This is a genomic window from Ruania zhangjianzhongii, assembly GCF_008000995.1.
Lineage (GTDB): Bacteria > Actinomycetota > Actinomycetes > Actinomycetales > Beutenbergiaceae > Ruania > Ruania zhangjianzhongii.
Window position 1 is genome coordinate 3,224,975 of sequence record NZ_CP042828.1, and the last position, 24,837, is coordinate 3,249,811.

Genomic DNA, 24,837 nt, shown 5'->3' on the forward strand with positions numbered 1-24,837 from the left:
CTCAGACATTAGTCTGGCCCGATGGCTATTCACCTCGCGGATCGTGTCACCCGGATCAAGGAGTCGCCGAGCACGGCGGCCACGCAGCGGGTGCGGGACCTGCGCGCGGAGGGGGTGGACGTACTCAGCCTCACCGTGGGCGAACCGGACTTCGACACTCCGGACTTCGTGAAGGCAGCAGCGGAGCAGGCGATCCGGTCCGGGGACACCAAGTACACCGCGGTGAACGGCACACCGGCCCTGCAGCAGGCGATCCTGGACCGGGTCGAAGCGCGGATCGGGCTGCGCTACTCCCGCGGTGAGCTCGCCGTGGGCGGGGGCGGTAAGCAGGTGATCTTCCTGGCACTGATGGCTACGGTGCAGCAGGGCGCCGAGGTGATCATCCCGGCGCCGTACTGGGTCTCCTACCCGGACATGGTGGCCGCGAACGACGGCACGCCCGTAGTGGTCGCCACCAGCGAGGCCGACGGTTTCCTGCTCACCGCCGAAGCATTGGCCGAGGCGATCACCCCACGCACCACCTGGCTGATCCTGAACTCCCCGGGCAACCCCACCGGTGCGGTGTACGGCCACGCGGAGCTCGAGGCTCTCGCGGCCGTATTGCGGGCGCATCCGCAGGTGAACGTGCTCACCGACGAGATCTACGACGAGGTCTCCTTCGGTGCGGAACCGGTGCCGAGCCTGCTGCAGGTCGCCCCGGACCTGCGCGATCGGGTGCTGCTGGTCAACGGCGTCTCGAAGACCTACGCGATGACCGGGTGGCGGCTCGGCTATGGCATGGGTCCGCAGGCGTTGGTGCAGGCGATGAACAAGATGCAGTCCCAGGTCTCCACCTGCGCCTCCTCCATCAGCCAGGCGGCGGCTGCTGCGGCACTCTCCGGAGATCAGTCGTTCGTCGCCGAGGCGAACGAGATCTACCGGCGCCGGCGAGAGCTGGTGGTGGCCGGGATCAACGCGATCCCCGGGCTGAGCTGTACTTCTCCGGACGGCGCGTTCTACGTCTACGTCAACTGCGGCGAGGTGCTCGGCAAGGCAGCTCCGGACGGCCGGGTGATCGACTCCGACGAGGCGCTCACCCTCTACTTGCTCGACCGCGCCCGGGTAGCGGTCGTGCACGGTGCGGCATTCGGCCTTTCCCCCTACTTCCGGGTCTCCTTCGCCACCAGCGAAGAGGTGCTGGAGGCATCGCTGCGCCAGATCCGCGAGGCCCTGGCCGAGCTCAGCTGAACCGAACTCAGCTGATCCACCGGGCGCCGGCTCACGGCACCCGCTCGGCCCGCGACGCGCTCCGGAACTGCGACGGGCTCGCCCCGGAGACCGCCCGGAACTGCCGGGAGAAATAGAACGGGTCCTCGTAGCCCACGGCGTGGGCGACCTCGGCCACGGTCAGGTCGCTGGTCACCAGCAGCACCCGGGCCCGGGCCATCCGGATCCGCTTCACATACTCCAGCACCCCGCCGCCGGTGGCCCTGCGAAAGGTGGCCGCGAAGTGCGATGCGGACAGTCCCACCCGGGCCGCGAGCTCAGGCACCCGCACCGGCTGGTCGAAGTTCTCCAGCAGGTAGTCCCGGGCTCGCTGCACCGGTGAGGTCGCATCGCGCGGGCCGGCGAGCTGGTCCGAGGCGATCTGGGCCAGTGCGTGCCAGGCCGCACCGCTGGCACTGACCAGGGACGGCGCCGTCTCGTCCCGCTCCAACGCCTGCATCACCTGTTCCATCGCGTGCACCACCGGCGCCGGGTCGTGCAGCGGCACCAGGCCGTGCCCGTCGTCATCGACGATCGGCGTCAACAGATCGTCCAGATCACTGCCAGTGGCATGGAACCACCACAACGTCCAGGGATCTACGGCATCGGCCCAGTACAGGTGCGCCCGCCCCGGGGCGAGCACCAGTGCCTGCCCGGGCCGCACCTCGACCACCGAATCACCGAGCTGACACCGGCCCCGCCCGGCGACGCAGACCAGCACCACCGCTTCCCGTGCACCGTGCCGCCGGCGGCGCCCGTGATTGGCGGCGTGCGGGAAGTAGCCGGCATCGGTGACCAGGAGCCGGCCGGTCAGCCCGCCGGCCAGGGCCCGCTCCAGCAGTGGTCGCGGCAGTACTCTGATCCGCTCGCCGGGGAATCCGTCCCGGAGGTAGCCCGTCATGGTAAGAATCATAGAATCGTCCAGGCAGAGCCGTCGGATCGGCCATTCATCTTCTCCCCCGGCCGACCTAGTCTCGTGCCATGCTCACCGACGAGTCGCGCGGACACCTCGACCCGGTCACGCTGCCGCCCCGGCCCGCCGACCAGGCCGAGCAGGCGGTCGCCGTCTGGCGCGGGCGGCTTATCCTGCCGAGCTACCTGCCCGAGGACCCGTCCACCCTCCCGGCCTACCTGGATCAGCGCGTCTACCAGGGCTCGTCCGGGCGGATCTACCCGCTGCCGTTCCATGAGCGGATCGCCGCCCACCCCACACCGCACCCCTGGGACGCGGTCCACCTGGAGAACGAGTGGCTGCGGGTGGTGGTGCTGCCCGAGCTGGGCGGGCGGATCCACTCGGTGATCGACCGCGCCTCCGGCACCGACCTGTTCTACGGCAACCCGGTGATCAAACCCGCCCTGGTGGGCCTGGCCGGGCCCTGGCTGGCCGGCGGGATCGAGATGAACTGGCCGCAGCACCACCGCCCGGCCACGTTCCTGCCCACCGACGCCCACATCGAGACCCACGACGACGGGGCGGTCACGGTGTGGTGCTCCGACCACGACCCGTTCGAACGGATGAAGGGCATGCACGGGGTCCACCTGGCCCCGGGATCGGCGGCTCTGGAGCTGCGGGTCCGGCTGTACAACCGCACCCCGCTGACCCAGACGTTCCTGTGGTGGGCGAACGTGGCGGCCCGGGTGCACACCGACTACCAGGCGTTCTTCCCCGAGGACACCGCGATGATCGCCGACCATGCGAAGCGCGCGGTCTGCGCCTACCCGGTGGCCGACCGGCCCTACTACGACGTGGACTACCCGGCCCGCCGGGCCCGCACGTTCACCTCGGCGGCCGGGGAGCAGGTCACCGGGGACCGGCTGGACTGGTGGGAGAACATCATCGTGCCCACCTCGTACATGGTCACCCACACCGACCACGACTTCTTCGGCGGCTACGACCACCGCACCGGCGTGGGGTTCGTGCACGTGGCCGACCGGCGGATCTCGGTCGGCAAGAAGCTGTGGACCTGGGGGAACTCGGCTTTCGGCCGCGCCTGGGAGGCGAACCTGGCCGACGATGCCTCCGCCTATGTGGAGCTGATGGCCGGTGTCTACACCGACAACCAGCCGGATTTCGCCTTCCTCGCCCCCGGGGAGACGAAGGTGTTCAGCCAGCGCTGGTTCCCGATCCGGAGCATCGGACCGGTCCAGGAGGCCACCGAGGAGGCGGCCCTGGCCGTCAATCGCACCGCCACCGGTCTGCACCTCGGGCTGGTCACCACGCGCCGGCACGAGGACCTCGAGGTGCTCGTCCTGCCCGACGGCGCAGCTCAGCCGGGTCTGCAGCGTTCCGGTGCGCTCCGCTCGCCTGGGCAGGAGGAGGTGCTCGCCGCCTGGTCCGGACCGGCCGCTCCGGACCAACCGGTCCGTTGGGACGCCGACCTCCCTGCCGGCCTCCGGGACCTGAGGATCGAGGTGCGCAGCGCCGGCCGGACGCTGCTGGTCAGCCACCTGTCCGCTGCGAACGAGCCCGCCCCGGCCGCCGAGCTGCAGCCGGCCCGCGAGCCTGCGCCGCCGGCCGAGGTGAACACGGTCGCCGAGCTGGTGGACATCGCCGGACACCTGGTGCAGTACCGGCACGCCACCCGCTCCCCGGAGCCGTACTGGGCTGAAGCGCTGCGCCGGGACCCGGAGAACTCGGGGGCGCACACCGCGGTCGGCATCCGCCGGCTGCGGCAGGGCCGGCCGGATGAGGCCGCCGAGCACCTCGGCCGTGCCGTCGCTGCCGCCACTGCCTATCACCCCACCCCGGCGGATATGACCGCGCACTACCACCTCGCCCTGGCCCTGACCGCGATCGGTGACCGGTCCGCGGCCCACGACCTGCTCGGCCGCGCCTCCTGGGACCGGCGCTGGCGGGCCCCCGCGGGTTATCAGATGGCCCGGCTGGATGCTGCTGCCGGGCGGGACCTGGCCGCCCGGCACCGGCTGGTGGATGTACTGCGCACCGAACCGGAGCATCTGCAGGCTCTGACCCTGGCCGCCCTGGTCGAGCGCCGGCTCGGCCAGGGCGAAACGGCCACCGAGCTGCTGCAGCGCACGTCGGCTCTCGACCCGCTGCACTGGTGGACTCGGCATGCCGCCGGTGAGCAGCTCGACTGCGATGCGCAGACCTGCCTGGACGTGGCAGGCGAGTACGCCGCCATCGGTGACCTCACAGCGGCACTGGCGGTGCTCGACCGCGCGGACGAGCAGGAAACCCGCCTCGCCCGCGGGCAGAGCGCCGCCGGCCCGTTGATCGCGTTGCACCGGGCGGACCTGCTCGCCCGGTCCGGGGACGCCGACGCCGAGCAGCGCGCCCTGGCCGCCGCGCAGGCCGCGGACCCCCGCTGGTGCTTCCCCGGCCGAGCCAGCGACGCCGCCATGCTGGAGCGCACGGTGGCCCGCCACGGCGACCACAGCCTCGCCTGGGCGCTGCTGGGGCACTGGCGCTACGCCGTCGGCCGGGAGAACGAGGCGATCGACGCCTGGCGAGCGGCGGACGCCCACGGGAGCGACGCCGTCGTGAGCCGGAACCTGGGCCTGGCGGCAGTGAACGTGACCGGTGACCTGGAGCTCGCCCGCCGGCACTACGACCGCGCCCTGGCTCTGGATCGCCAGAATGCGCGGCTGCGGTTCGAGTCCGACCAGCTGGACCGGCGCCGCGGGGTCAGCCTGACCGACCGGTTGGCTGCGTTGCACCAGGCCGGGGACCGGGTGGCCGAGCGGGACGACCTGACGGTCACCGAGGTGGGGCTGCTGGTCAGCGCCGGTGAGCCGGAGCGTGCCCAGCAGCGGATCCGCACTCGCGTGTTCCAGCCCTGGGAGGGTGGCGAGGGTGAGGTGCTGCGCACCTGGGAGCGCACGTGTGTGGCCCTGGCCCGCCGCGCTCGGGCCGCCGGGGATGCAGCCACGGCGACGGCGCAGCTCACCCAGGCGATCCACCCCCCTGCCTCGCTCGGGGAGGCCAGACATCCGCTCGCCTCCACCGCCCGGTTGCAGCTGTTGCTCGGGGACGCCCATTCCCTGGCCGGCGCAGCTGCGCAGGCGGAGCTGGCCTGGCGCGATGCCGCCGAGCGGGTGGGTGACTTCCGAACGATGAGCGCCGCCCGGCACAGCGAGAACACCTACTTCAGCGTGCTCGCGCTGCGCCGCCTCGGGGCCATCGACCGCGCCGAGGCGCTGCGGGTGGACCTTGAGGCGTTCGTGACCGAGCTGGTCGGTACCGAGCCGCGGATCGACTACTTCGCCACCTCGCTGCCGCAGCTACTGCTGTTCCCGCCGGACCTGAGGCAGGTGCGGGACCAGCAGGTGCTGTTCCTGCGCGCCCAGCTGGACACCCTTCGCGGGGATGCGTCCGCGGCTCGGACCCGGTTGGCCGAGCTGCTCGCCGCGGTGCCCGACCATGCCGATGCCCATGACCTGCTCGCCGAGCTGGAGGAGAAGCGATGACCTACACCCCGGTCCCCATTCCCGACCACCTGCCGGAGAAGCTGACCATCACCCTGTGGGACTTCTCCTGGTACGTGCGCACCGGGGCGGGTGAACCGTTCGAGGACCTGGACGCCGCCTTCGCCCAGGCCAAGGAGCGCGGCTACAACACGATCCGGATCTGCGCGATGCCGTACCTGCTGTTCGGCTCCGGGCTGGACACCTCCGCACTGGAGCTCGGTCCGATGGGTGGAGAGGTGGGGCAGCGGATGCGCTGGTACGACGTGCAGGCCCCCGCCACGATCGATGCTCGCGCGCACCTGCTGGAGCTGTTCCGGGCGGCGGCGCGGCAGGACATGTTCGTGATCGTCTCCTCCTGGGAGTACCAGCAGAGCCCGGCGTTCGCCGCCACCGACGACTGGTACCGGGCGCTGCACGCGGTCGAGGCGCAGGACCGGGCGGTGGAGCTGGCCCGATCGCTGGCCCGCCTGGTGGACTTCCTGGCCGAGCATCACCTGGACGACCGGGTGGCGTTCGTGGAGCTGCACAACGAGGTGCAGATCGGGCACCTGACCGCTGGTCTCGGGGCTCGCGGAGCCGGCGCGGTGCCACTGCTCACCGACCGGCTGGAGCGGGGGCTGGCCGAGTTCCACCGGCTGTGCCCGCAGATGCCGGTCACGGTGAACTACGCCGAGGTGCCGGTCGCGGCGATGAGCGCGATCCCAGAAAGCGTGGACGTGCTGATCTTCCACCCCTACATCTACGGGGTGCTGCAGGCGCTGATCGACACCTACGGGCTGCGCGGGTCGCCCGAGGACTTCGCCCAGGAAGCCGCCCGGGCGGACCTGCTGCGCGCCGGGGCACCGGACCTGGCCGACTGGGCGCTGCCGGCCGAGCACGCCTGGCGGCTGGAAGCCTCGATCATCGCGAAACCGGAGATGTACGTGCACGACTGGTGCGACCCGGCCGCATTCGACCGATGGCTGTACGAGCACTACGGCAGCTGGCGGGAGGAGATGGCCACCACGCTGACCCTGTGGCTGGAGGTCGCCGCCGACGTCGCCCGCGACCGCGGCGTGCCGCTGGCCTTCGGCGAGGGCTGGGTGGGCTACACCCCGCTGCACGGCACCTTCGAAGAAGGCCCGGTCGGGGCACAGATCTGCCGCCGAGCCGTGGCCGAGTCCGCGCGTGTCGGCGCCTGGGGCACGATCGTGTGCTCCAACGCCGCACCGCAACACCCGATGTGGGCCGATGTGGCTCTACAGGTCGAGTGCAACGACCTGTTCACCCGACGGACAGCAGCAGCACCACCGGCCTGAGCATCCGGCTCCGGCCATCGATCAGCGCCAGCGTCGGCGCAAGGAGGATCAGATGTCCACTTACCAGCTTTCCCGCCGTTCCCTGCTTACCGGTGCCGCCGGCCTGGGTGCCGCGGGTCTCCTGACCAGTTGCGTCGGTGCCGGTGGATCCGAGGACGCCACCACCGAGGCCAGCACCGAGCCACCACCCACCGGTGACCCGGAGGGCCCGGTCACGCTGCAGAACTCCCAGTCCGACCCGGCCCCGAAGGAGGCCGTGGAGCAGATCGTTGCCGACTACGACGGCGACGTCACCCTGAACACGGTGGCGCTGGAGCAGTTCCGCGCCCAGCTGTCCACCTACCTCACCTCCGCGACCCCGCCGGACGTGCTCTCCTGGTACGCCGGCGCGGTCGCCCGGGACTATGCCGCCGAGGGCTTGCTGATGGACGTCTCCGACCTGTGGACCGGCGACGGCGCGTGCGCGAACTTCTCCGACGCGCTGAAGAACCTCTCCAGCGCCGAGGACGGCACACAGATCTTCGTGCCGACGAACTACTACTGGTGGTCGGTGTTCTACAAGAAGTCCGCGTTCGAGGACTGGGGGGTGAGTGCCCCGGAGACCTGGGAGGACTTCCTCGCCCTGTGCGAGGATCTCAAGGGCCAGGGCGTGAACCCGCTGGCGAACGGTATCGGCTCCACGCCGTGGATGGCCTCCGGCTGGTTCGACTATCTGAACCTGCGGATCAACGGCGCCGCGTACCACCGGGAGCTGCTCTCCGGAGAGCATGCGTTCACCGACGAGCAGGTCACCGCTGTGCTGGAGGAGTACGCCACGCTGATTCCTTACTTCGACCCGAACATGGCGAGCTACTCCCACCAGGAGGCGGTCACCCCGATGGCACAGAACGAGTCCGCCATGTACCTGGTCGGGGCGTTCGTGACGCAGTTCTTCCCGGAGGACCAGCGCGAGGATCTGGACTTCTTCTCCGTGCCGGCGATCAACCCCGATGTACCCACTGCGGAGGAGGCGCCCACGGACGGCTACTTCGCCTCCTCCGGGTCGCAGAACCCCGCCGGGGCGAAGGCGCTGCTGAGCTACCTGGCCTCGCCCGAGGCGCAGCAGACGTTCATCGAGGTGTCCCAGTCCTCCAACCTGCCCACCAGCCCGGACGTGGACACCTCCGCGTTCTCCCCGCTGGTGCAGAAGGGCATCGAGCTGCTGAACAACACCGAGGAGATCACCCAGTTCTTCAACCGGGACTCCTCCGATGCGCTGCAGACCACCGCAGACGATGCCCTCACCCGGTTCCTCGCCGACCCGTCCGACATCCCGGCCATCCAGGAGGGCTGGCAGGCGGCCGCCGAGCGGGTCTGGGACTCCGAGCAGTGACCACCGCCGCCCCGGCGGTACCAGCCCAGCGCGGCCCGGCGGCCCGCTGGTGGGCCGGCGTGCGCCGGGTGCCGGTGGTGGTGTGGCTGTTCCTGCTGCTGCCGGTGGTGGTGGAGGCGTTCTGGGTGTTCTGGCCCGCGATGAACTCCTTCTCCCTGTCCCTGACCCGGTGGAACGGGATCGGGGCCGCCGAACCGGTCGGCCTGCAGAACTACTCCGATCTGGCTGCCGACCCGATCTTCCGGACCGCGGCGACCAACAACGTGATCTGGGTGATCGGGTTCGGTGGGCTGAGCGTGATCATCGGGCTGGTCATGGCAGTGCTGCTGAACCGGCCAGGGCGCGGTATCGGCCTGTACCGAGCGGCGATCTACTTGCCGATGGTGTTCTCCCTGACCGTGACCGGCATGTTCTGGCGCGTCCTCTACTCCCCGGACGGTCCGGTGAACGCCTCTCTCGGCCTGCTCGGCCTGGACAGCTGGCAGCGGCAGTGGCTGGCGGACCCGGACGTCGCGTTGTACGCAGTGCTGGTGGCAGCGGTGTGGCGCCAGGTCGGCTACATCATGGTGCTCTACCTGGCCGGGCTGAAAGGGGTCGACCCGTCCCTGGAGGAGGCAGCCGCCGTGGACGGGGCGAACCGGTGGCAGCGGTTCACCAGGATCGTCTTCCCGCAGCTGCGCGGGGTGAACGCGGTGGTGTTCGCGGTGACCGTGATCGACTCGCTGCGCACCTTCGACATCGTCTGGGCAATGACCCGCGGTGGCCCGTACAACTCCACCCAGCTGCTGTCCACCTACATGTTCGAGCAGGGTTTCACGCTGGTGAACCTCGGCTACGGCTCGGCGATCGCCGTGGTGATCTTCCTGCTCGCGATCCTGTTCATCATCACCTACCTGGTGCGCTCGGCACGGGAGGAGAACTGAGATGGCTGCCACACCGCTGACCGAGACGGAACGCCCCCGCCGCCGCTCGTCCACGTCCGGCGGACGGTCCCCGTGGTTCCACGTCCTGATGATCCCGTTCACCCTGGCCTGGGTGGCACCGATGGTGTTCGTGCTGATCGTCTCGCTGCGGCCGTTCGAGGACCTGATCGCCCGCGGGCTGACCGCGTTGCCGGTCGAACTGAGCCTGGAGGGCTTCACCACCGCCTTGTCCTCCGGCGGCATCGGCGGCGCGCTGCGTAACTCCCTGATCGTCACCGCCGTGGCAGTGGTGCTGTCGTTGTTCCTGGCCTCGCTCGCTGCGTTCGCGCTCAGCCGGTACCGGATCCCGGGCCGACTGGCGATCCTGCTAGTGATGCTGGCCGGGAACCTGCTGCCACCGCAGATCCTGCTCATCCCGATCGCGAAGATCGCCCAGGCGCTGGGCATCTACGACTCCCTGGTGGCGCTGATCGTGGTGCAGGTCGGCTTCGGGCTGGGCTTCTACACGTTCGTGTTGCACGGGTTCATGCGCGCCCTGCCGAACGAGGTGTTCGAGGCAGCCGTGATCGACGGCGCCGGCCCGGCGCGCATCTACGCCCAGGTGGTGCTGCCGCTGACCCGCCCGGCGCTGGCGGCGCTCACCGCGCTGGCCACCACCTGGATCTTCAACGACCTGATCTTCGCAATGACCGTGCTGCGCACCGAGACGAAGTTCCCGATCACCGCCGCGCTGCTGAACCTGCAGGGCGGGTTCGTCAGCCAGTGGAACGTGGTGGCGGCCGGGTCGATCATCGCAGCCATCCCGACGGCGATCGTGTTCTTCATCTTCCAGAAGCAGTTCGTCTCCGGGCTGCTAGTGGGTACGAACAAGTAGCTCCGGTCAGCAGACGCGAGATCACTCAGGCGCTGCGCTCTTCGTGGTCGCTCTCGCCGCGATCCACCAGTCGACCCGTCACATACTTGTGCACCACGCTGGCTATCAGCGTTTGGTACGGAATACCTTCCTGAAGTGCCCGCGTCTGGATATCACTCAGCTCAGCGGAGGACAGGCGAAGATTGACCCGTCGATCCTTCGTTCCAGTCGCACGCGCGGCGGCGCGCAGCCGAGAAAGCTCGTCTTTCGTCGCAACCGAAGTTAGCTCACCGCGTTCGTAAGCGGCAAGCAGCTCCGCCTCTTCGTCGTCGACCGTAGACATCAGTCGTTTCCTTCCTCGTCGACCCCTCGGCTCAGATAGTCCCGAGTCGCCTTCCGGCTCGGTATCACCGTCTTCAGGAAGAGATGGTTCTCGTCCTCCACATAAGGCACCAGGTAGGCATACCCGTCGCACGCCACCACCAGGACGCGTTGGTTCGGGTAGTGCGCGCGATTGGGATGTTCGTACACATCGAGCAGTCCCTGGTCTCCGATTGCCACCACGATCCGCTCGAAGGTAATGCCTCTTTCGGCGGCCAGGAGGCGGTTCTTCTCCGGGTTCCACCGATACGGTTTCACCCCTTGAGCCTACCCGACTGTGTGCCTATTGTCATCAGGGGCATCCTGTTGTTCCGACTCGACGAACATTGCCCGCTTCGCGGCGTCACAGCAGCGTCTCCAGCGCCAGGCTGAGCGGCGGGCGAGCCTTGGGGAACGCACTAGCCATCCGCATGATCTCGGCGGGCTGTTGCCCCGCACTCGGAGCCAACTACGGAGCGCGGTGTATGCGACGTCGCTGCCTTCTTGGTGCATCAACCGGAAGCAGTCGATGACGGTTCGCTGGGCGGAGTAGACGAGGAGTTCAAGTCCACCGCCCACCTGCACGCGTTCCCTACCGATCGCGAGCGTCGCGCGATCGAAACTGTGCCAGGCCGCGTGCTGAAAGCCTGACGGGTGGCGAATGCGCGGTCAGGCGATGTCGGTGGTGAACGGAATCATGTCCGTCAGATCATGATGTGCGAGCGCACTGGTGAGGCACATGGTCGCCTGTGCCTGCATGTAGACGGATCACCGGAGTACGGAACCTGCAGGGCGGGTTCGTCAGCCAGTGGAACGTAGTGGCGGCCGGATCGATCATCGCGGCCATCCCGACGGCGATCGTGTTCTTCATCTTCCAGAAGCAGTTCGTCTCCGGACTGCTGGTGGGCACGAACAAGTAGGGCAGTGCCTCAGTCATCCACACTCTCCGCTGCCGCAGCGGCCTGCAGCAGGCCCATCGCCGGCCGCACCTGGGGCTGGTCGCCGTCAGTGAGCAGCAGGCGGGACGGGGAGCCGATCAGGTGCGTGTAGTACAGCCGCGTGTAGCGGGGCGTCGATTCGGCCAGGCCGAGCAGATACTCCATCGCCTCGACCTGGACGTCATCGGTGATCTCCTCGTGGGTGAAGAATCCTGGCTGCCCGACGCCATCTTCGGTGTTCCAGATCTCGGCACCACCCCAGCTGCCGCGGAACGCATAGAGCACGCGGTCGAGCAGGCAGTCGTCATAGCCGGTGCAGGTTCGCACTCCGGTGAGGTAGGCGTTCGTGTCCGACCATCCGTGGTAGGCCACGACCTCGGGCCGGAAGCCCGCCGGCAGCCCGAAGTCAGGGGCGGCGTTCGCGATCTCGTTGCGGTACTCGTCCAGGTAGGACGGCGGCAGGCCGGTCGTATTGTGTTCGCTCGGTTCGTCACAGTGCTCCTGCCGAGGAACAGCGGCCATCGTGCAGTTGGTCTGGTAATCGACCCAATGACCCCCGTTCGAGCCGAAGTTGACCGCCGCCACGGTGCACCCACGCGAGGCGCACACGCTGGTAGCCGCCAGGTAGTACTGCGCCGCGAGCCGAGGACCGATCACCGAGTCCGCACCGGGAGCGGGTGCTGGGTAGCCGTTTCCGGACGTCGCATTGAGGTTGGGCTCGTTCCACGCTGCGAAGGCGAGGTCACCGGTGTAGCCGGCCAGGGCCGCCCAGTCGGTGTCCACGTAGTCGGTGAACGCCGCCTGGTACTCGGTGACCGTGGGCGGATCCGGGTCGAACTCGTCATCGGGGTCTGCCGAGGAGAGCGCCTTGAAGGAGATCAGCACTTCGTCACAGCCGCTGGCCTGGGCTGTCTCCAGCCACGCGATGTTGGCGGCAAGGCCACTGGGGTGATCGGGTTCACCCTCGGTGTGCACCGCCGTGTCCCAGCCGGTGTAGTACTGGCAGAGCCGGGGGCCGTGGTCCGGATCAGGCGCGTAGAAGTGATCGATCATCTCGATCTGTTCACTGCGCCCGTTGAAGCCGACCTGTAGCGGCTCGGATGCGCTCACCGCCCAGCGGTCGCTGTGAGCCTGCTCTCCCGGCTCGGCCGGGGGTTCGCCGGCAGCTGCGGCGCTCCCGCCGGCGGCAAGTACCGTCGCCACGAGGCCGGTCGCCATGATCGAACGCACCGCTCGAAGGCGGCCCTGGTGTGTCGTCATCGGTGCTTCTCCTCGGTAGTCGTGGACAGGGCGCTGAGGGTGACCTCACCCACCGCATCTCCCCAGATCGATCGGTCGGCTCCGTCCAGGTCGAGCTGAAGTCGCCATCGGCCCGCCGGAGTAGACACCTCGACCCGATACCGGCTCTGACTGCTCTCCGCGGAGAGCCGGGGTACCGGGTCTGCTGCGTCACGTACCCGGACCACCCAGGCGCTGGTCAGGATCGGCTCGCCGGCGCCCACCCAGTATCGTCCGCGCCGTGCCCCGGCGCTGATCTGCTCGACGGCGATGCTGCGCAGCCCCGAGTGGTCCGTCACCGGATGGGAGGTCACCCCTAACGGCGCATCGGCAACCACGTCGAGCACATCGTCCACGCATAGGGCATTCTCGGCCAGCGGCACGATCGAACGCCGGTGATCGTTGTGCACATCGTTCGGGATCAGCAAGTTGAGGCCGTGGGCGCTCAGCAACGGGGGGCGCAGGTCCCGCGCTCTGGACACGTGCAGACCGACCACTGTCGCGTCGTCGGGCAGGGCGGCCACGACGATCCAGCTGTCGGCGACCGGGCCGGTACCGCGCCAGCCTTCGGCGACCGCCAGGGACACACCCTCTTCGACCCTGGCCGCACTGACGAAACCGCCGGTGAACTCCTCCAGCGTGTAGCCGGCGACCCGCCGTTGCGCATGGGGGGACTCGGTGGGGCTCGGGGCTCGACCGTCGCCCTCGAACCGCAGCACCGGGCAGAGGTTGAGCGCCCACTCGGCCATGTCCGGCCGTTCGGTCGGGAACGCGAGCGCCTGGGTCCGACTGGCCGCACGCCAGGAGACCGACGCAGTCCGCCGGGCGCCCCGGAGGCAGGCGAACCCGTGCTCGGCGTCGCTCCAGGCGCCGGGCTCCTCCTCGGGCCGTCCACCGGCGGAGCGGAGTTGGACGGCCTCGGTCTCGGAGCTCTCCGCGACTGCGGCGCCGTTACTGCGCCCCGCGGCGTTACTGTGCTCGGCAGCGCTACCGAGCACGCTGTGGTGCCACCAGATGCCCAGCGCGCACGCCCGGTCGGTCTCCAGGCGAGCACGATAGTAGGGCTGGTCGGAGCCGAGCGCCCGCAGACGACGACCGTAGAGGAGACCATCGGGAGTCTCGGCACGTTCACGCCCCACCATGCGGAGGTAACGATCGGCGAGCCCTGCCGCGCCCGCGTCGCCGAACTCGCGCTCGGCCAGCAGAAGTGCCGGAAGCAGGTACTCCTGGCAGTAGGCGTACCGGACGCGAGCGTCGCCACCGATACGTACGAGCCGCCCGTCCGGTCCGATCAGGGGTCGAATCCGCTGCCACAGGTCCCGCTGGTGCCACAGCAGCGCCTCCGGGATCGGGTGGCCCTGGGCCCTGAGGTCGAGCAGGGCCAGCGCAGCGTTGCTGGCGCAGATCACCATGTAGCCGACGTTCAGGTACCCGTGGTGGTCGAGAGCGTAGGACTCGAAGAAGTTCGCGCCCCGATGGGCCGCCGCCACCGGCACACCGTCGACGACGGCAGTGCTGTCGGCATCGCTGGGTACCGATACCGCATTGATGAGGAAGTTCACGGCCACCTCCCGCCACTTCGGGGCGCGAGGATGGTCCGGGTACCGCTGCGCCGTGCGCCACAGATGTGCTCCGCACCAGAGGTTCGACTCCGGCCGGTTGAGACCGTCCTTCTCCCAGCGGCCCCCTCGGATCCCGGTCACACCGCCGCGCTCATGGTGGTCGGCCTGCCAGTCGGCCTCGTCAATGAGCAGCTCGGCCAGTCCGTTCCGATACTGGGGTTCCAGCTGTGGACCGAGCTCGTCGATCACCCACCCCGCTCGCTCCAGGCCGAGCACGCTGATCCAGGAACGTCCCCAACGGCGGCCGTCCTCAGCCGCAGCGAACCCGCTCTCGTGGGTGGCGACCACAAACCTCAGGGCGGCGAGGGCGCGACGAGTAGCCCACCTGCGCCTCGCCTCGTCGGGCGCATGCACTGCGACGGCGCCAGCACCGGCGAGGTACTGCAGCGTGGTCTGCATCCCCCACGCCGTGTAGCCGGTTCCGTACCAGCCCTGCTCGAGTCCGTCCGGATCGCTGCGGGTGTGCCAGTCCTGCTCGGCCGACCGCAACCACTGCATGAGCCAGTCGCCCACCTGTGCGGGTGAGACGCCTGCCGAAGAGCTCCCGGACGTGTCGGTCGCCGCGACGACGGCGCCCGACACCATCACTGATCAGCCTGCTGCGCGTCGTAAGACTCCTGGTACTCCTCAATCATCGTGGTACCGCCGCCATCGAGGAACGCCTGTGCAGCCGGCTCCCAGTCGCTGACTGGGCGCCGCCCGTAGATGATGTCGTCCTGGACGCTGCTCAGCTCACCGGCAAGCGAGTTCAGCTGCCGCGAAGCGGTCTCGGAGATCAGCCCATAGGTAGGGTCCACCACCGACTTCTCGGTCACGGCACTCTGATGGTCCCAGGCGTCCTGGACGGTGTCCGGCCGACCCGGTGAGTAGATGACGCGAGCGGTGTCACTGAAGTACAGCGACCCGATGTTCACCTCGGTGGCGAGGTCGCCTGGCACCGGGTCGGAGCCGTCCAGCTCGTAGTTGCGGCCAGCGATCCCGTACTTGTTGAACAGGTACTCCTCCGTCCCGAACGGAGCCGCCAACCAGTCGGCGATCCGAAGCAACGTCGGGAGCCGGTCACCGGCGTCGGCGGAGAAAGCGGTGAATCCGGCGTTCGGACGGGGAAGGTCCTGCGTCCCGGCTCCCTCGGTCATGCCCGGGATCGACATGGCCTGGATGTCCAGGCCCTCGACCCCGGCGTTGGCGACGTACAGGCTGAACCAGGCGATGAACGAGTCGGACATGAACACGATCTGCCCACCTCCGAACCACTGTTTGCGGGTGGAGGCGGGGGTGCCCGCGGCATCGGGATTGACGCTGCCGTCGTCGACCAGCTTCCGAGTCGCCTCCAGCGCCTCGAGCTGTCGCTCGTCGAGCAGGTTGGTACCGATCGTGCCGTCCTCGAGCGTCCATCGGATCGGGATGTCACACATCCGGCGCAGGTGGCCGATCGGCGCGTCCGCCCAGGCCCACCGGTTGCCTCCGGTCAGCTCGGCCGAGATCTCCTGCAGCGTCTCGAAGGAGGCGATCTCGCCGCGGTCGATGCCGGCCTCATCGAGCAGGTCGTTGCGCATCAGCACACTCGGCAGGGAGACCAGCCCCCGATTCAGCGGGATCGCTCGGATACTGCCCTCGAAGACGCACTCCTGCCACGAGTCGGTCGGGATCGAAGCCAGCCCTGGGTAGTCCTGGACGGCGTCACCGGCGAGGAACTCGGTCAGGTCCGCGGTCTTTGACGTCATGAACCGCGGCCGCGACGGCATCGAGCCGACGTAGAAGGCGTCCGGGAGGCTGTCGCCGGCGATCGTGGTGGAGAATTTGGCGTCGTAATCCCCGGCCGGGGTCAGTGAGATCTGTAGCTCGCTACCGATCCGTTCGTTCATCTCCTGCCAGAACGGGTTGTCCCCGAGTGCTGGCGGCAGACCGAAGCTGGTCGGACCCATGAACGTGACCGGATCGCCGTCCCCGGGTGCTTCGGTGCTGAAGGTGACCGGAGACTCCGGATAAGCGAAGAAGGCACCCGAAGTGCGGCCGAGCTCCGCCGGCAGATCGGGTTCGACGTCGGCATAGGGAACGTACGTGGGAAGGGCCGCTGAATTCGCCTCGAGGTCAGCGCCGGGGTCGTTGCTGCTGCCAGAGGAGCAGCTTCCGAGCACGACGGCCGCGCCGGCTCCGGCGACGCCGCCGAACAGGGCTCTGCGGGAGATACTGGTCATCGTTGATTCAGCCTTTCTGTGGGTGTGTACATAGACGGTCAGCCCTTGATCGCGCCGGTGAGCGCGCCTTTGGCGAAGTGCTTCTGCAGCCACGGGTAGACCAGGAGGATCGGCACCACCGAGACCACGAGGATCGCCATCTGCAGCGAGGGCTGAGCCGGAATGGCTTCCGCCGCGAGGTCGTAGCCGGTGATGGCGTTGTCGTCGACGACGTAGGTCCGCAGCACGAGCTGCAACGGCCACATCGTGGAGTCGTTGAGATACAGGAGCGCGGAGAAGAACGCGTTCCAGTAGCCGACGGCGTAGAACAGCCCGATCACCGCAAGTGCCGCCTTGGACAGCGGCACCACGATGCTGGTCAGGATCCGGATCTCCGAGGCCCCGTCGATCTCTGCCGCGTCCAGGATGTCGTCCGGCAAGCTGCCGAAGAACGCCCGCAGCACGATCACGTTGAATGCGCTGAGAGCGGTGGGGACGATCAGCGAGGCTAGCGAGTTCAGCAGTCCGTACGACTGCACCGCCAGGTAGGTGGGGAGCAACCCGGGGCTGAAGAACAGACTGATCACGACGAGCATGGTCAAGGCGCGCCGGAATGGCAGGGCACGGCGGGTCAACGTGTACGCGAGCAGCGAGCTCACGGTCAGGCTGAGCAGCGTGCCGCAGACGGTGACGATCACGCTCACACCGAGGGCGCGGGTGACGATACCGCCGGAGAGGATCGCGTCATAGGCGGAGAAGTCGAGGCGTTCCGGGAAGAGGACGAGGCCGCCAGCCCGGGAGACTTGCTCCGGTGGAGCCATGGACGTCGAGATGATCCCGACGAACGGCAGGATGACCAGGGCGCAGGCCACGGAGAAGACGACGGCCTTGACCACGGTAGCCGCGGGCGACGGGGGCAGCTGGCCGCCGACCATCGGCCGGCGACGGCGGCGTACAGGAGTGCGGGCGTGGGTACTCATCTGCGGTACAGACCGTCCTCTCCGAAGACGTGCGCAAGCTTGTTGGCACCCAGAACAAGCACCACCCCGACGGCCCCCTTCACCAACCCCACGGCAGCTGCTTCGCTCCAGTTCTGGTCGACGATGCCGTTGTTGTAGACGTAGGTGTCGAGCACTTCTGAGGCCTGCAGGCCCACCGCCTGCTGCTGCAGGATGATCTGCTCGAAACCGACCGAGAGGGCGTCACCGAGCTTGAGGATGAGCAGCAGCACCACGATCGGTCGCAGTGCCGGCAAGGTCACGTGCCACATCTGCCGCCAGCGACCGGCCCCGTCCACGCTCGCCGCCTCGTACAGCTCCGTGCTGACCTGCGACAGGACTGCCAGGAACAGGATCGTGGCCCAGCCGGAGTCCTTCCAGACCACTTGGGCGGTGATCAGCGGGATGAAGGCATCCGGATCACCGATGATCGAGAACGTGTCCCACCCCTGGCTGCGCAGGAAGTTGTTGATCATCCCTGCTCCGCCCAGGAACTGCTGGAAGACCGCAACCACGATCACCCAGGACAGGAAGTGCGGGAGGTACAGCACGGACTGCACCAGGCGTTTGATCCGCTCCGACACCAGGCTGTTCAGCGCCAGGGCGAGACAGATCGGTATCGGAAACACCAGGACCACCTGGACCAGGGTGATGATCATGGTGTTACCCAGCGCGTTGACGAAGCGCGGGTCTCCCCCGGTGATGATCTCGAAGTTCTCGAGACCGACCCAGTCGCTCTCCGCGATGCCGATGAACGGCAGATAGTCCTTGAACGCGATGATGTTGCCGGCCAGCGGCACGTACTGGAAGGCCAGCAGCAGCACCACCCCTGGGACTGCCATCAGGATCAGGGGAGCCGCGCCTGGTGGCCGTCGCCGTCGGCGTGGCCGGGGTTGCGCGCTTCGTCGGTTCGCCTTCCCAGGCACGGATGTACGACGTCCGGTCTCAGTCAGTGTGGGCAAGGAGTCTCCGCATGTGTCGTCGTTGTCACCGAGCAGGCTCTTGTCTATCCACCGCAGCGGGCGTCTAGCAAGGTAATCGATCAGAATCAATCACCTTTCGCTCGGAAGAGTGCATGATTCGATCAATCATTTGGCAAGATGGTCGAATCGAGGAGGGAGCCACGATGCCGGACCACCTGCCCACCAAGCGGCGCGAACGTCTGCTCACCCTGCTGCGCACCCGTGGTTCGATCCGCGTCAGTGAGATCGCGGCTGAGCTCGGGGTATCCCAGCCCACCGTGCGCCGCGACCTCAGCATGCTGACCCAACGTGGTCTGATCAGCCGCGAGCACGGTGGCGCCACCCCAGTGGCGCCGGAGCCGGTCTCCGGACGCCACACCTCAGACGGACCGCACTGGGTCGTCGGCATGGTGGTGCCCAGCCTGCACTACTACTTCCCCGCGGTAGCCCGAGGAGCAAAGGCGGCAGCCGACGCCGCCGGGGCACGGCTGATCCTTCGCGGCTCCGAGTACGATCCGAACGCCGATCGTGAACAGATCGGCGGGCTCGTCGCCCGGTCCGAGATCCAGGGGCTGATCGTTGCCCCGGAGCTGCGGCGGCCGACGTCACCGGAGCTGCTGCACTGGCTCGATGCCCTGCCGATCCCGGTCGTCCTGGTCGAGCGCCAACCGGCTCCCGACCAGGTCATCGAACAGCTGCAGTGGGTGGCCTCAGACCACGTACGTGGCGGCGCCGCCGCAGTGGAGCACCTGCATGCCCAGGGACACCGATGGATCGGCCTGTTCGGAACGGACAACGTCACCGGCACTCAGGTGGCGGTGGGCTGGCACGCCGCACTTCGCCGGCATGGGCTGGATCCGGACCGTCAGCTCGTGGGCCGGATGGGGATGTTCCACCGGGACTCGCACGAGTCAGCAGTGACCGATGTCGTCCAACGGGTCCGCAACGGCACACTGACCGCCCTCATCGTGCAGCCCGACCCCGATGCCCTGGCGCTCGCGCAGCGATGCGGGGAGGCCGGCATACGGATTCCCGAGGATCTCGCCATCGTCGCCTACGACGACGAGATCGCCTCGATGGGAGAACCGGCACTGACGGCGGTGCGGCCGGCGAAGAGCTACGTAGGCACGCTGGCGATGAAGGTCCTGCTGACCCGACTCCGGCAAGGGGCCGAGGCACCGCCACAACAGCTGCTCGTCCGCCCCCAGCTCATGGTCCGGCAGTCGAGTATCGGTCGTGCAGCCGACGTGCCGGACCTCCCGCTGCTCTCCGGGGCCTAGGCCGCTGTCACTCCTCGACGAACACCGCCCGCTTCGCGGCACGCCGCAACGTCACCAGCAGCACATGGCCCAAGACCGCTACGCCGATCACCGTGACCACCGCCCGAGTGAGGTCCCAGGGCAGCGACGTCACCACCGAGTACGCCAGGAACCGTGGCACGTTCTCCACCAGCGGCGCACCGGCCACGAACGAGATCCCGGTCCCGGCACCGGCCAGGAACGGCCAGTAGGACAGGTTCATCACCAGCCCGTAGCCCACTGCCGCGACCGCGCCGTAGGCCGCCAACAGCACCAGCTCACCGATGCCGCGCAGCTCCCGGCGACCCAGCCGGTCCGGCAGCAGCCCGGCGCCCAGGCCCACCCAGCCGGCGGCGAGCATCTGGTACGGCAACCAGGGTCCCACCCCGCCGGTGAGCAGTGCCGAGGCGAACATCGTGCTCACCCCGAGCAGGAAGCCGAAGCCCGGCCCGAACACCCGCCCACCGAGCACCAGCAGCACGAATACCGACTCCACTCCCCCGGTGCCGGCCGCCACCGGGCGCAGCAGTGCCCCCACTGCGGCGAGTACGCCCAGCATCGCCACGGCGCGCACGTCCATCCCGCCGTCGGAGACGGCCACCAGGGTGACCACCAGCGACACGGCGAGCACCACGGCTAGCATCAGTGGCGCCGTCGTGGACTGGCTCAGCGCGGATCCGGGCGCGATCAGCAGCGGCCAGCCGAAGGCGAGCACGCCGACCAGCGATACCGCCGCCAGCACTGCCGCGAGGCGCCGGCCCAGCGGTACCGCCGCACCTGCCCGCCAGGTGAGGTCGCCGGCCCACTCGGGCTCCGCCGTCATCCTCCTTGCTCCAACGCTACCCGTACCTCGCCCACGGTGAGCAGTGGTACCGGGGCGAGCACCCGGGCCACCTGGGGAGCGGTGAGCATCGAGTCGGTCAGCAACGTCCGCGCCGGGCCGTCGGCCACCACCTGCCCCTCGGCCAGCTGGAGCAACCGGTCGGCCACCAGCGCCACGAACTCCACGTCGTGGCTGGCCACGAGGACGGCGTGCCCGCTGCGGCGCAGCCGGTCCAGGTGCGCGGCGAGGTGCTCCTTGGCGGCATAGTCCAGGCCTCGGGTCGGTTCGTCCAGCAGCAGCAGCCGGGGCCGGGCCGCCAGCTGGATCGCGACGGCGAGCGCCAACCGCTGCCCTTCGGACAGGTCCCGCGGGTTCGCGTCTCCGGGAATGTCGGGAGTGAGCTGGTCCAGCACCGTCCGCGTGCTGCCGGGCTCGGCAAGTTCGTCAGCGGCGGCGGTCTCCGCGTCCACGGTGAGCCGGTAGAGCAGGTCCTCCGGGGACTGCGGCACCAACACCGCCCGGTGCCTGCTGTGCACTCGCCCGGCATCCGGCCGCTGCGCTCCGGCCAGGGTCCACAGCAGCGTGGACTTTCCGGCCCCGTTGCGGCCCATCACGGCGGTGACCGTCCCGGCACGCAGGCTCAGGTCCACCCCGGTCAGCGCCGGGGTGCTGCCGTAGCGCACCTGCAGGTGGTCCGCGCGCAGCACCTCCTCTCCCGGTTCCGGTTCTTCGCCGACGACGGCGCTGCTCACCCGGGTGCGCAGCTCACCAGCGCGGCGGCGTGCGTCCCGTACCGTCACCGGGGCCGGCTGCCAGCCGGCGAGCCGGCCGAGCCGGGTCACCGGTGGTGCGATCAGGCTGGTGGCGAGGATCTCCCCCGGGGTGCCGCTCCGGGCGGTGGCGCCCTCGGCGCCGGGCTCGAGAGCCAGCACCCGGTCCGCGAAGCCGGCCACCCGTTCCAGCCGGTGCTCGGCCAGCACCACGGTCAGGGCGGCATCGTGGGTGAGCCGGGCGAGTGCAGCGAGGACGTCCTCGGCGGCGCCCGGATCCAGGGCGGAGGTGGGCTCGTCGAGCACCAGTACCCGAGGCTGGGCGGTCAGCACGGCCCCGATCGCCACCCGCTGCGCCTCGCCTCCGGAGAGCGTCGCGAGCTGGCGGCGGCGCAGCCCGGCCAGGTCGAGCAGGTCCAGCACATCCTCCACGCGGCGGCGCATGAGCGGTTCGGGCACGCCGAGCTGTTCCATGGTGAACGCGAGTTCGTCCTCCACAGTGTCGGTGACGAAGGAGGAGCGGGGGTCTTGGGCGACCACACCCACCAGGTCGGCCAGATCCCGGGGACGGGCATGCCTGGTATCCCGGCCACCCACCTGCACCCGGCCACTGACGGTGCCGCCACTCAGGTGCGGCACCCGGGCCGCGATCGCACCGAGCAGCGTGGACTTCCCACTGCCGGTCGGCCCGATCACCAAGCACATCTCCCCTTCCGGGATGTGCGCATCGATCCGGTGCAGCACCGGCTCGGCGCCGTAGCGGACGCTGAGCTGATCGAGGTCGATCATCGGCTCTCCTTCCGCGGCGGGGCCAGCAGCACCGGGGCGGCGGCCAGGAGCACCAGCAGCAGCGCGACGGCCGGTACCCCCGGCCAGGGAGCGCCGGCTCGCCAGGCACCCATCCCGGCCGGGTCCGCGCCGACGGTGAACCAGCCGATCGCGGCGACGAGGAGTCCGCAGCCGGCGACCGCCGTCTCGCGTCGCTGCCAGCGCTGCGGCCGGTACCGGGTGCGGCGCACCGATCGGGCGGCGAGCACCGAGGCGCCGACGGCAAGCACCAGCCCACCGGCCAGGAGTCCTGCGGACAGCGCTGGCGGCGAGGTCGGATCGAGCAGAGCGTAGCTGCCGGCCACCGCCGCCAGCAGGGCCACCACCAGTGCGGCACCGACGAGCCGGCGCCCGCCCCGGTGGGCGCGGGCATAGCCGCGGGAGTCCATCGAGGCGGCCAGGTCCAGGGCCTGGTCGAGGGCGCCGGCGAGTACCGGGATCACCACTGCTGCCAGGCCGCGCAATCCGCGCGGGGGTGTACCGCGCAGCCGCTGGGCCCGGCGCACCCGGGCGGCGGCGGTGAACAGCTGCGGGGTGGCCGCCACGGCGATCACTGCGGCCGTGCCCAGGTGGTGCAGCGAGGAGGGCAGGCTGCGCAGCGCGATCCGGGGGTTGGCGACGGCGTTCACCGCCCCGAAGATGACGATCAGCACCGCGAGGCTCAGCCCGCCGATCGCCGCCTGGACCAGCCCGGCCTGGTGCACCGGACCGAGCAGGACGAGGTTGTTGACCCAGTCCGGCAGTGCGATCTCGGGCAGGTGCAGCAGCACCGGGCTGGAGTCCGGCAGCCCGACGAGCAGATAGAACACGCAGCGCACCAGGATCACCACGGCCCCGAGGATCAGTGCAGCCTCCAGGGTGCGTGCCCATGGGCTGGCGGTGCGGGCGCCGAGGCCCACGAGCACCACGGCGAGCAGCAGCAGGACGAGCACTGCCGGGTTGCCGATCCGGCTGGCGGCCACGGCGCAGCCGATCCCCCAGGCCCACCAGGCGAGCGGGTGGGTGGTGGCGGCGACCGGGGTGGCACGCACGGGGGCGGTGCTGGTCATCAGTCCTCGCGCAGCGCCGATCGGCGGCGCAGCACCAGCACGATGCCGGCGATCAGCACCAGAGCGAGGACACCGGCGGCGATCCAGCCCGAGGGGTCGAAGTCGTCAGCCTCCTGGGCCATATCACCGGCAGCATCCTTGTCCGAAGTAGCGTCCTCGGTGCTGTCTTCCGCATCGCCAGCAGTGTCCTCGGCCGGCACGGCGGCCAGTGCCTCGGCCGGGTCGACCTGTGGGCCGGCGCTGCCGTCGAAGTAGCGCCAGCCTTCCACGCTGCCCGGGGCGGGGTCGGCCTCGTCGGCGCCGACCTGGTAGCTGGCCCAGGTCTCGTCCTCGGCGTACCAGTAGGACCAGAACGACCCCTCGAACTCCTCCGGGCACGGGTCGGGCAGGCCGTCGACGGTGCAGATCATCCCCGGCTGGGAATCCTCCGGGGTGAACCCGGCGGCTTCGAGCGCCTCGCGGCCGCTGGCCGGGTCACCGTCAGCGCAGCCGACTTCGATCTCGCCACCGACGTCGGTGAAGTCGACCACCACGGTGACCCCGTCCTCACCGGTGCAGCCAGCGCCGGAGACGACCTCCGCCTGGGCGGCCGGCGTGGCCACGGCGAGCATCGCCGTCGTGAGCGGCAACAGTGCCATGACCGCGAGAGGGCGCACCCACGCAGGCGTGCTGGGGCGGCGGTGGGTGGTGGGCTGGATCATCGAAACCTTCCTCAGGCTCGCGCGCGAGCAGCCCAGCCCGGCGCGTGGCGCCGGGTGAACTCACTCCCGCAGTCCGCGACGGGGTGGAGTGGCCCTGGTCAGGTGCTCCGACTCGCCGACAGGGCCGGCACACGGTTGCGGGACAGCGCCGGACTTTCCACCGGCTTCCCCTGGCTCCAGGGCCTGTGAAGTTGTCTCGCTAGTGTCCCACCTGCGCGATGGCTGTGAGCGAGACCGCACCGGCAAGTGGATCCCGATCTGACCCGACCGCGAGTATACCGACTCGTAGCCTGATAGGTATGATTACGTCATGGCTACGACCATCAAGGTGAGCGAGGAGCTGCGCGACCGGATCAACCGGGACGCACAAGAGCGCGGTGTCACTGCGGCAGGCCTGATCGAGCGCCTGCTCGATGCACATGAGCGACGTCAGCGGATGGAGGCATTCGGCCGAGCGTTCCGCGGCGCCGAGGGGGCGTACTGGGATGAGTTCCGGTCCTGGGACGTGACTCTCGATGACGGCCGACCCGTTGACTGAACGTCGTCGAGGGGACGTTGTCTGGGCCGTCCTCGATCCCGCGCGTGGGCGCGAGCAGTCCGGGCGTCGACCAGCACTGGTGGTGGCGAGCGACTTGTACCTCGAGCAGGCAGACACGCTCGCGATCGTCCTGCCTGCCACCACCGTCGATCGGGGCTGGCCCAACCACATCCTCCTGCGTGGTCCTCGGCTCGGCCTGTCGACGCCGACGTTCGTGATGACCGAGCAGCCGCGCACTGTGACCCGGGATCGCTTCGTGAGCGACATCGGCGCCGTCGACGCTGCCACGATGCGCGAGGTGGACAGCTGGTTGCGGGACTTCCTCGGTCTGCCGTGACGGGAGATATCGAACTCATACGCTGGACTGCGCCATGCT

22 protein-coding genes are annotated in these 24,837 nt (G+C 69.3%); 10 read left to right on the forward strand and 12 right to left on the reverse strand.

Going from position 1 to position 24,837, the window contains the following annotated elements:
• Window positions 1-21 precede the first annotated feature (21 nt).
• Entirely contained in the window at window positions 22-1,227 is a 1,206-nt protein-coding gene (locus tag FU260_RS15060) for an aspartate transaminase (protein ID WP_147917805.1), read from the forward strand.
• Window positions 1,228-1,258: 31 nt separating this feature from the next.
• Here the strand turns inward: FU260_RS15060 and FU260_RS15065 are convergent, their stop codons facing one another.
• Entirely contained in the window at window positions 1,259-2,146 is an 888-nt protein-coding gene (locus FU260_RS15065) for a helix-turn-helix domain-containing protein (protein WP_147917806.1), read from the reverse strand.
• An 80-nt stretch (window positions 2,147-2,226) separates the two neighbouring features.
• Here FU260_RS15065 and FU260_RS15070 point away from each other — a divergent pair, with 80 nt between their 5' ends.
• From FU260_RS15070 to FU260_RS15090, 5 genes are read left to right on the forward strand one after another with little or no spacing between them, the layout of a single operon-like run.
• On the forward strand, window positions 2,227-5,673 hold the full coding sequence (locus tag FU260_RS15070; protein ID WP_147917807.1) for a DUF5107 domain-containing protein: 3,447 nt from the start codon (window positions 2,227-2,229) through the stop codon (window positions 5,671-5,673).
• Window positions 5,670-6,971: a cellulase-like family protein gene (locus tag FU260_RS15075; protein WP_147917808.1), complete on the forward strand. Its 1,302-nt coding sequence runs from the start codon at window positions 5,670-5,672 to the stop codon at window positions 6,969-6,971. The genes FU260_RS15070 and FU260_RS15075 overlap by 4 nt, the downstream gene beginning before the upstream one ends.
• A gap of 52 nt (window positions 6,972-7,023) precedes the next feature.
• Complete coding sequence (locus FU260_RS15080) at window positions 7,024-8,343, forward strand: ABC transporter substrate-binding protein (RefSeq protein WP_147917809.1); 1,320 nt, start codon at window positions 7,024-7,026, stop codon at window positions 8,341-8,343.
• The gene (locus tag FU260_RS15085; protein WP_235912476.1) at window positions 8,340-9,266 is read left to right on the forward strand and encodes a carbohydrate ABC transporter permease; all 927 of its coding nucleotides are present in this window, start codon (window positions 8,340-8,342) and stop codon (window positions 9,264-9,266) included. Before FU260_RS15080 ends, FU260_RS15085 begins: the two co-directional genes overlap by 4 nt.
• Before the next feature lies 1 nt (window position 9,267).
• On the forward strand, window positions 9,268-10,140 hold the full coding sequence (locus FU260_RS15090) for a carbohydrate ABC transporter permease (RefSeq protein ID WP_147917810.1): 873 nt from the start codon (window positions 9,268-9,270) through the stop codon (window positions 10,138-10,140).
• 25 nt (window positions 10,141-10,165) lie between these two features.
• Here the strand turns inward: FU260_RS15090 and FU260_RS15095 are convergent, their stop codons facing one another.
• Together FU260_RS15095 and FU260_RS15100 are read right to left on the reverse strand one after the other, a co-directional pair.
• Window positions 10,166-10,462, reverse strand: coding sequence for a hypothetical protein (locus FU260_RS15095; RefSeq protein ID WP_147917811.1), 297 nt, complete (start codon window positions 10,460-10,462; stop codon window positions 10,166-10,168).
• Entirely contained in the window at window positions 10,462-10,758 is a 297-nt protein-coding gene (locus FU260_RS15100) for a BrnT family toxin (protein ID WP_147917812.1), read from the reverse strand. Before FU260_RS15100 ends, FU260_RS15095 begins: the two co-directional genes overlap by 1 nt.
• A 470-nt stretch (window positions 10,759-11,228) precedes the next feature.
• Between FU260_RS15100 and FU260_RS15105 the strand changes: the two genes are divergently transcribed.
• Window positions 11,229-11,399, forward strand: coding sequence for a hypothetical protein (locus FU260_RS15105; RefSeq protein WP_235912475.1), 171 nt, complete (start codon window positions 11,229-11,231; stop codon window positions 11,397-11,399).
• Window positions 11,400-11,408: 9 nt separating this feature from the next.
• Here the strand turns inward: FU260_RS15105 and FU260_RS15110 are convergent, their stop codons facing one another.
• The 5 genes from FU260_RS15110 to FU260_RS15130 are packed head-to-tail and all read right to left on the reverse strand — an operon-like array spanning window position 11,409 to window position 18,334.
• A complete protein-coding gene (locus FU260_RS15110) occupies window positions 11,409-12,677 on the reverse strand; it encodes a hypothetical protein (RefSeq protein ID WP_147917813.1) in 1,269 nt (422 codons plus the stop codon).
• On the reverse strand, window positions 12,674-14,902 hold the full coding sequence (locus tag FU260_RS15115) for a hypothetical protein (RefSeq protein WP_147917814.1): 2,229 nt from the start codon (window positions 14,900-14,902) through the stop codon (window positions 12,674-12,676). Before FU260_RS15115 ends, FU260_RS15110 begins: the two co-directional genes overlap by 4 nt.
• Window positions 14,902-16,515: a type 2 periplasmic-binding domain-containing protein gene (locus FU260_RS15120; RefSeq protein WP_147917815.1), complete on the reverse strand. Its 1,614-nt coding sequence runs from the start codon at window positions 16,513-16,515 to the stop codon at window positions 14,902-14,904. Before FU260_RS15120 ends, FU260_RS15115 begins: the two co-directional genes overlap by 1 nt.
• Window positions 16,516-16,553: 38 nt before the next feature.
• Entirely contained in the window at window positions 16,554-17,474 is a 921-nt protein-coding gene (locus FU260_RS15125) for a carbohydrate ABC transporter permease (RefSeq protein ID WP_235912474.1), read from the reverse strand.
• Window positions 17,471-18,334, reverse strand: a complete 864-nt coding sequence (locus FU260_RS15130; protein ID WP_147917816.1) for an ABC transporter permease — start codon at window positions 18,332-18,334, stop codon at window positions 17,471-17,473. The genes FU260_RS15125 and FU260_RS15130 overlap by 4 nt, the downstream gene beginning before the upstream one ends.
• Window positions 18,335-18,618: 284 nt before the next feature.
• Between FU260_RS15130 and FU260_RS15135 the strand changes: the two genes are divergently transcribed.
• The gene (locus FU260_RS15135; protein ID WP_168211786.1) at window positions 18,619-19,734 is read left to right on the forward strand and encodes a LacI family DNA-binding transcriptional regulator; all 1,116 of its coding nucleotides are present in this window, start codon (window positions 18,619-18,621) and stop codon (window positions 19,732-19,734) included.
• Window positions 19,735-19,741: 7 nt separating this feature from the next.
• On the opposite strand, the gene FU260_RS15140 is transcribed toward FU260_RS15135, so the two are convergent.
• From FU260_RS15140 to FU260_RS15155, 4 genes are read right to left on the reverse strand one after another with little or no spacing between them, the layout of a single operon-like run.
• The gene (locus FU260_RS15140; RefSeq protein WP_147917818.1) at window positions 19,742-20,575 is read right to left on the reverse strand and encodes an ECF transporter S component; all 834 of its coding nucleotides are present in this window, start codon (window positions 20,573-20,575) and stop codon (window positions 19,742-19,744) included.
• On the reverse strand, window positions 20,572-22,134 hold the full coding sequence (locus tag FU260_RS15145) for an ABC transporter ATP-binding protein (protein ID WP_147917819.1): 1,563 nt from the start codon (window positions 22,132-22,134) through the stop codon (window positions 20,572-20,574). The genes FU260_RS15140 and FU260_RS15145 overlap by 4 nt, the downstream gene beginning before the upstream one ends.
• Entirely contained in the window at window positions 22,131-23,222 is a 1,092-nt protein-coding gene (locus tag FU260_RS15150; protein ID WP_147917820.1) for a CbiQ family ECF transporter T component, read from the reverse strand. Before FU260_RS15150 ends, FU260_RS15145 begins: the two co-directional genes overlap by 4 nt.
• Window positions 23,222-23,923: a hypothetical protein gene (locus FU260_RS15155; RefSeq protein WP_147917821.1), complete on the reverse strand. Its 702-nt coding sequence runs from the start codon at window positions 23,921-23,923 to the stop codon at window positions 23,222-23,224. The genes FU260_RS15150 and FU260_RS15155 overlap by 1 nt, the downstream gene beginning before the upstream one ends.
• Window positions 23,924-24,233: 310 nt before the next feature.
• Between FU260_RS15155 and FU260_RS15160 the strand changes: the two genes are divergently transcribed.
• Window positions 24,234-24,461, forward strand: coding sequence for a ribbon-helix-helix protein (locus FU260_RS15160; protein WP_147917822.1), 228 nt, complete (start codon window positions 24,234-24,236; stop codon window positions 24,459-24,461).
• Window positions 24,439-24,798 (forward strand): type II toxin-antitoxin system PemK/MazF family toxin, encoded by a 360-nt coding sequence (locus FU260_RS15165; RefSeq protein ID WP_147917823.1) that lies wholly within the window; start codon window positions 24,439-24,441, stop codon window positions 24,796-24,798. The genes FU260_RS15160 and FU260_RS15165 overlap by 23 nt, the downstream gene beginning before the upstream one ends.
• Window positions 24,799-24,837: the final 39 nt, after the last annotated feature.

Coding starts and splice junctions, on each gene's coding strand:
- FU260_RS15120 (WP_147917815.1), bottom strand. CDS start 16,515: ATGACCAGTATCTCCCGCAGAGCCCTGTTCGGCGGCGTCGCCGGAGCC.
- FU260_RS15115 (WP_147917814.1), bottom strand. CDS start 14,902: ATGGTGTCGGGCGCCGTCGTCGCGGCGACCGACACGTCCGGGAGCTCT.
- FU260_RS15070 (WP_147917807.1), top strand. CDS start 2,227: ATGCTCACCGACGAGTCGCGCGGACACCTCGACCCGGTCACGCTGCCG.
- FU260_RS15145 (WP_147917819.1), bottom strand. CDS start 22,134: ATGATCGACCTCGATCAGCTCAGCGTCCGCTACGGCGCCGAGCCGGTG.
- FU260_RS15110 (WP_147917813.1), bottom strand. CDS start 12,677: ATGACGACACACCAGGGCCGCCTTCGAGCGGTGCGTTCGATCATGGCG.
- FU260_RS15090 (WP_147917810.1), top strand. CDS start 9,268: ATGGCTGCCACACCGCTGACCGAGACGGAACGCCCCCGCCGCCGCTCG.
- FU260_RS15160 (WP_147917822.1), top strand. CDS start 24,234: ATGGCTACGACCATCAAGGTGAGCGAGGAGCTGCGCGACCGGATCAAC.
- FU260_RS15125 (WP_235912474.1), bottom strand. CDS start 17,474: ATGAGTACCCACGCCCGCACTCCTGTACGCCGCCGTCGCCGGCCGATG.
- FU260_RS15150 (WP_147917820.1), bottom strand. CDS start 23,222: ATGACCAGCACCGCCCCCGTGCGTGCCACCCCGGTCGCCGCCACCACC.
- FU260_RS15135 (WP_168211786.1), top strand. CDS start 18,619: ATGCCGGACCACCTGCCCACCAAGCGGCGCGAACGTCTGCTCACCCTG.
- FU260_RS15155 (WP_147917821.1), bottom strand. CDS start 23,923: ATGATCCAGCCCACCACCCACCGCCGCCCCAGCACGCCTGCGTGGGTG.
- FU260_RS15075 (WP_147917808.1), top strand. CDS start 5,670: ATGACCTACACCCCGGTCCCCATTCCCGACCACCTGCCGGAGAAGCTG.
- FU260_RS15065 (WP_147917806.1), bottom strand. CDS start 2,146: ATGACGGGCTACCTCCGGGACGGATTCCCCGGCGAGCGGATCAGAGTA.
- FU260_RS15130 (WP_147917816.1), bottom strand. CDS start 18,334: ATGGCAGTCCCAGGGGTGGTGCTGCTGCTGGCCTTCCAGTACGTGCCG.
- FU260_RS15095 (WP_147917811.1), bottom strand. CDS start 10,462: ATGTCTACGGTCGACGACGAAGAGGCGGAGCTGCTTGCCGCTTACGAA.
- FU260_RS15080 (WP_147917809.1), top strand. CDS start 7,024: ATGTCCACTTACCAGCTTTCCCGCCGTTCCCTGCTTACCGGTGCCGCC.
- FU260_RS15165 (WP_147917823.1), top strand. CDS start 24,439: ATGACGGCCGACCCGTTGACTGAACGTCGTCGAGGGGACGTTGTCTGG.
- FU260_RS15060 (WP_147917805.1), top strand. CDS start 22: ATGGCTATTCACCTCGCGGATCGTGTCACCCGGATCAAGGAGTCGCCG.
- FU260_RS15140 (WP_147917818.1), bottom strand. CDS start 20,575: ATGACGGCGGAGCCCGAGTGGGCCGGCGACCTCACCTGGCGGGCAGGT.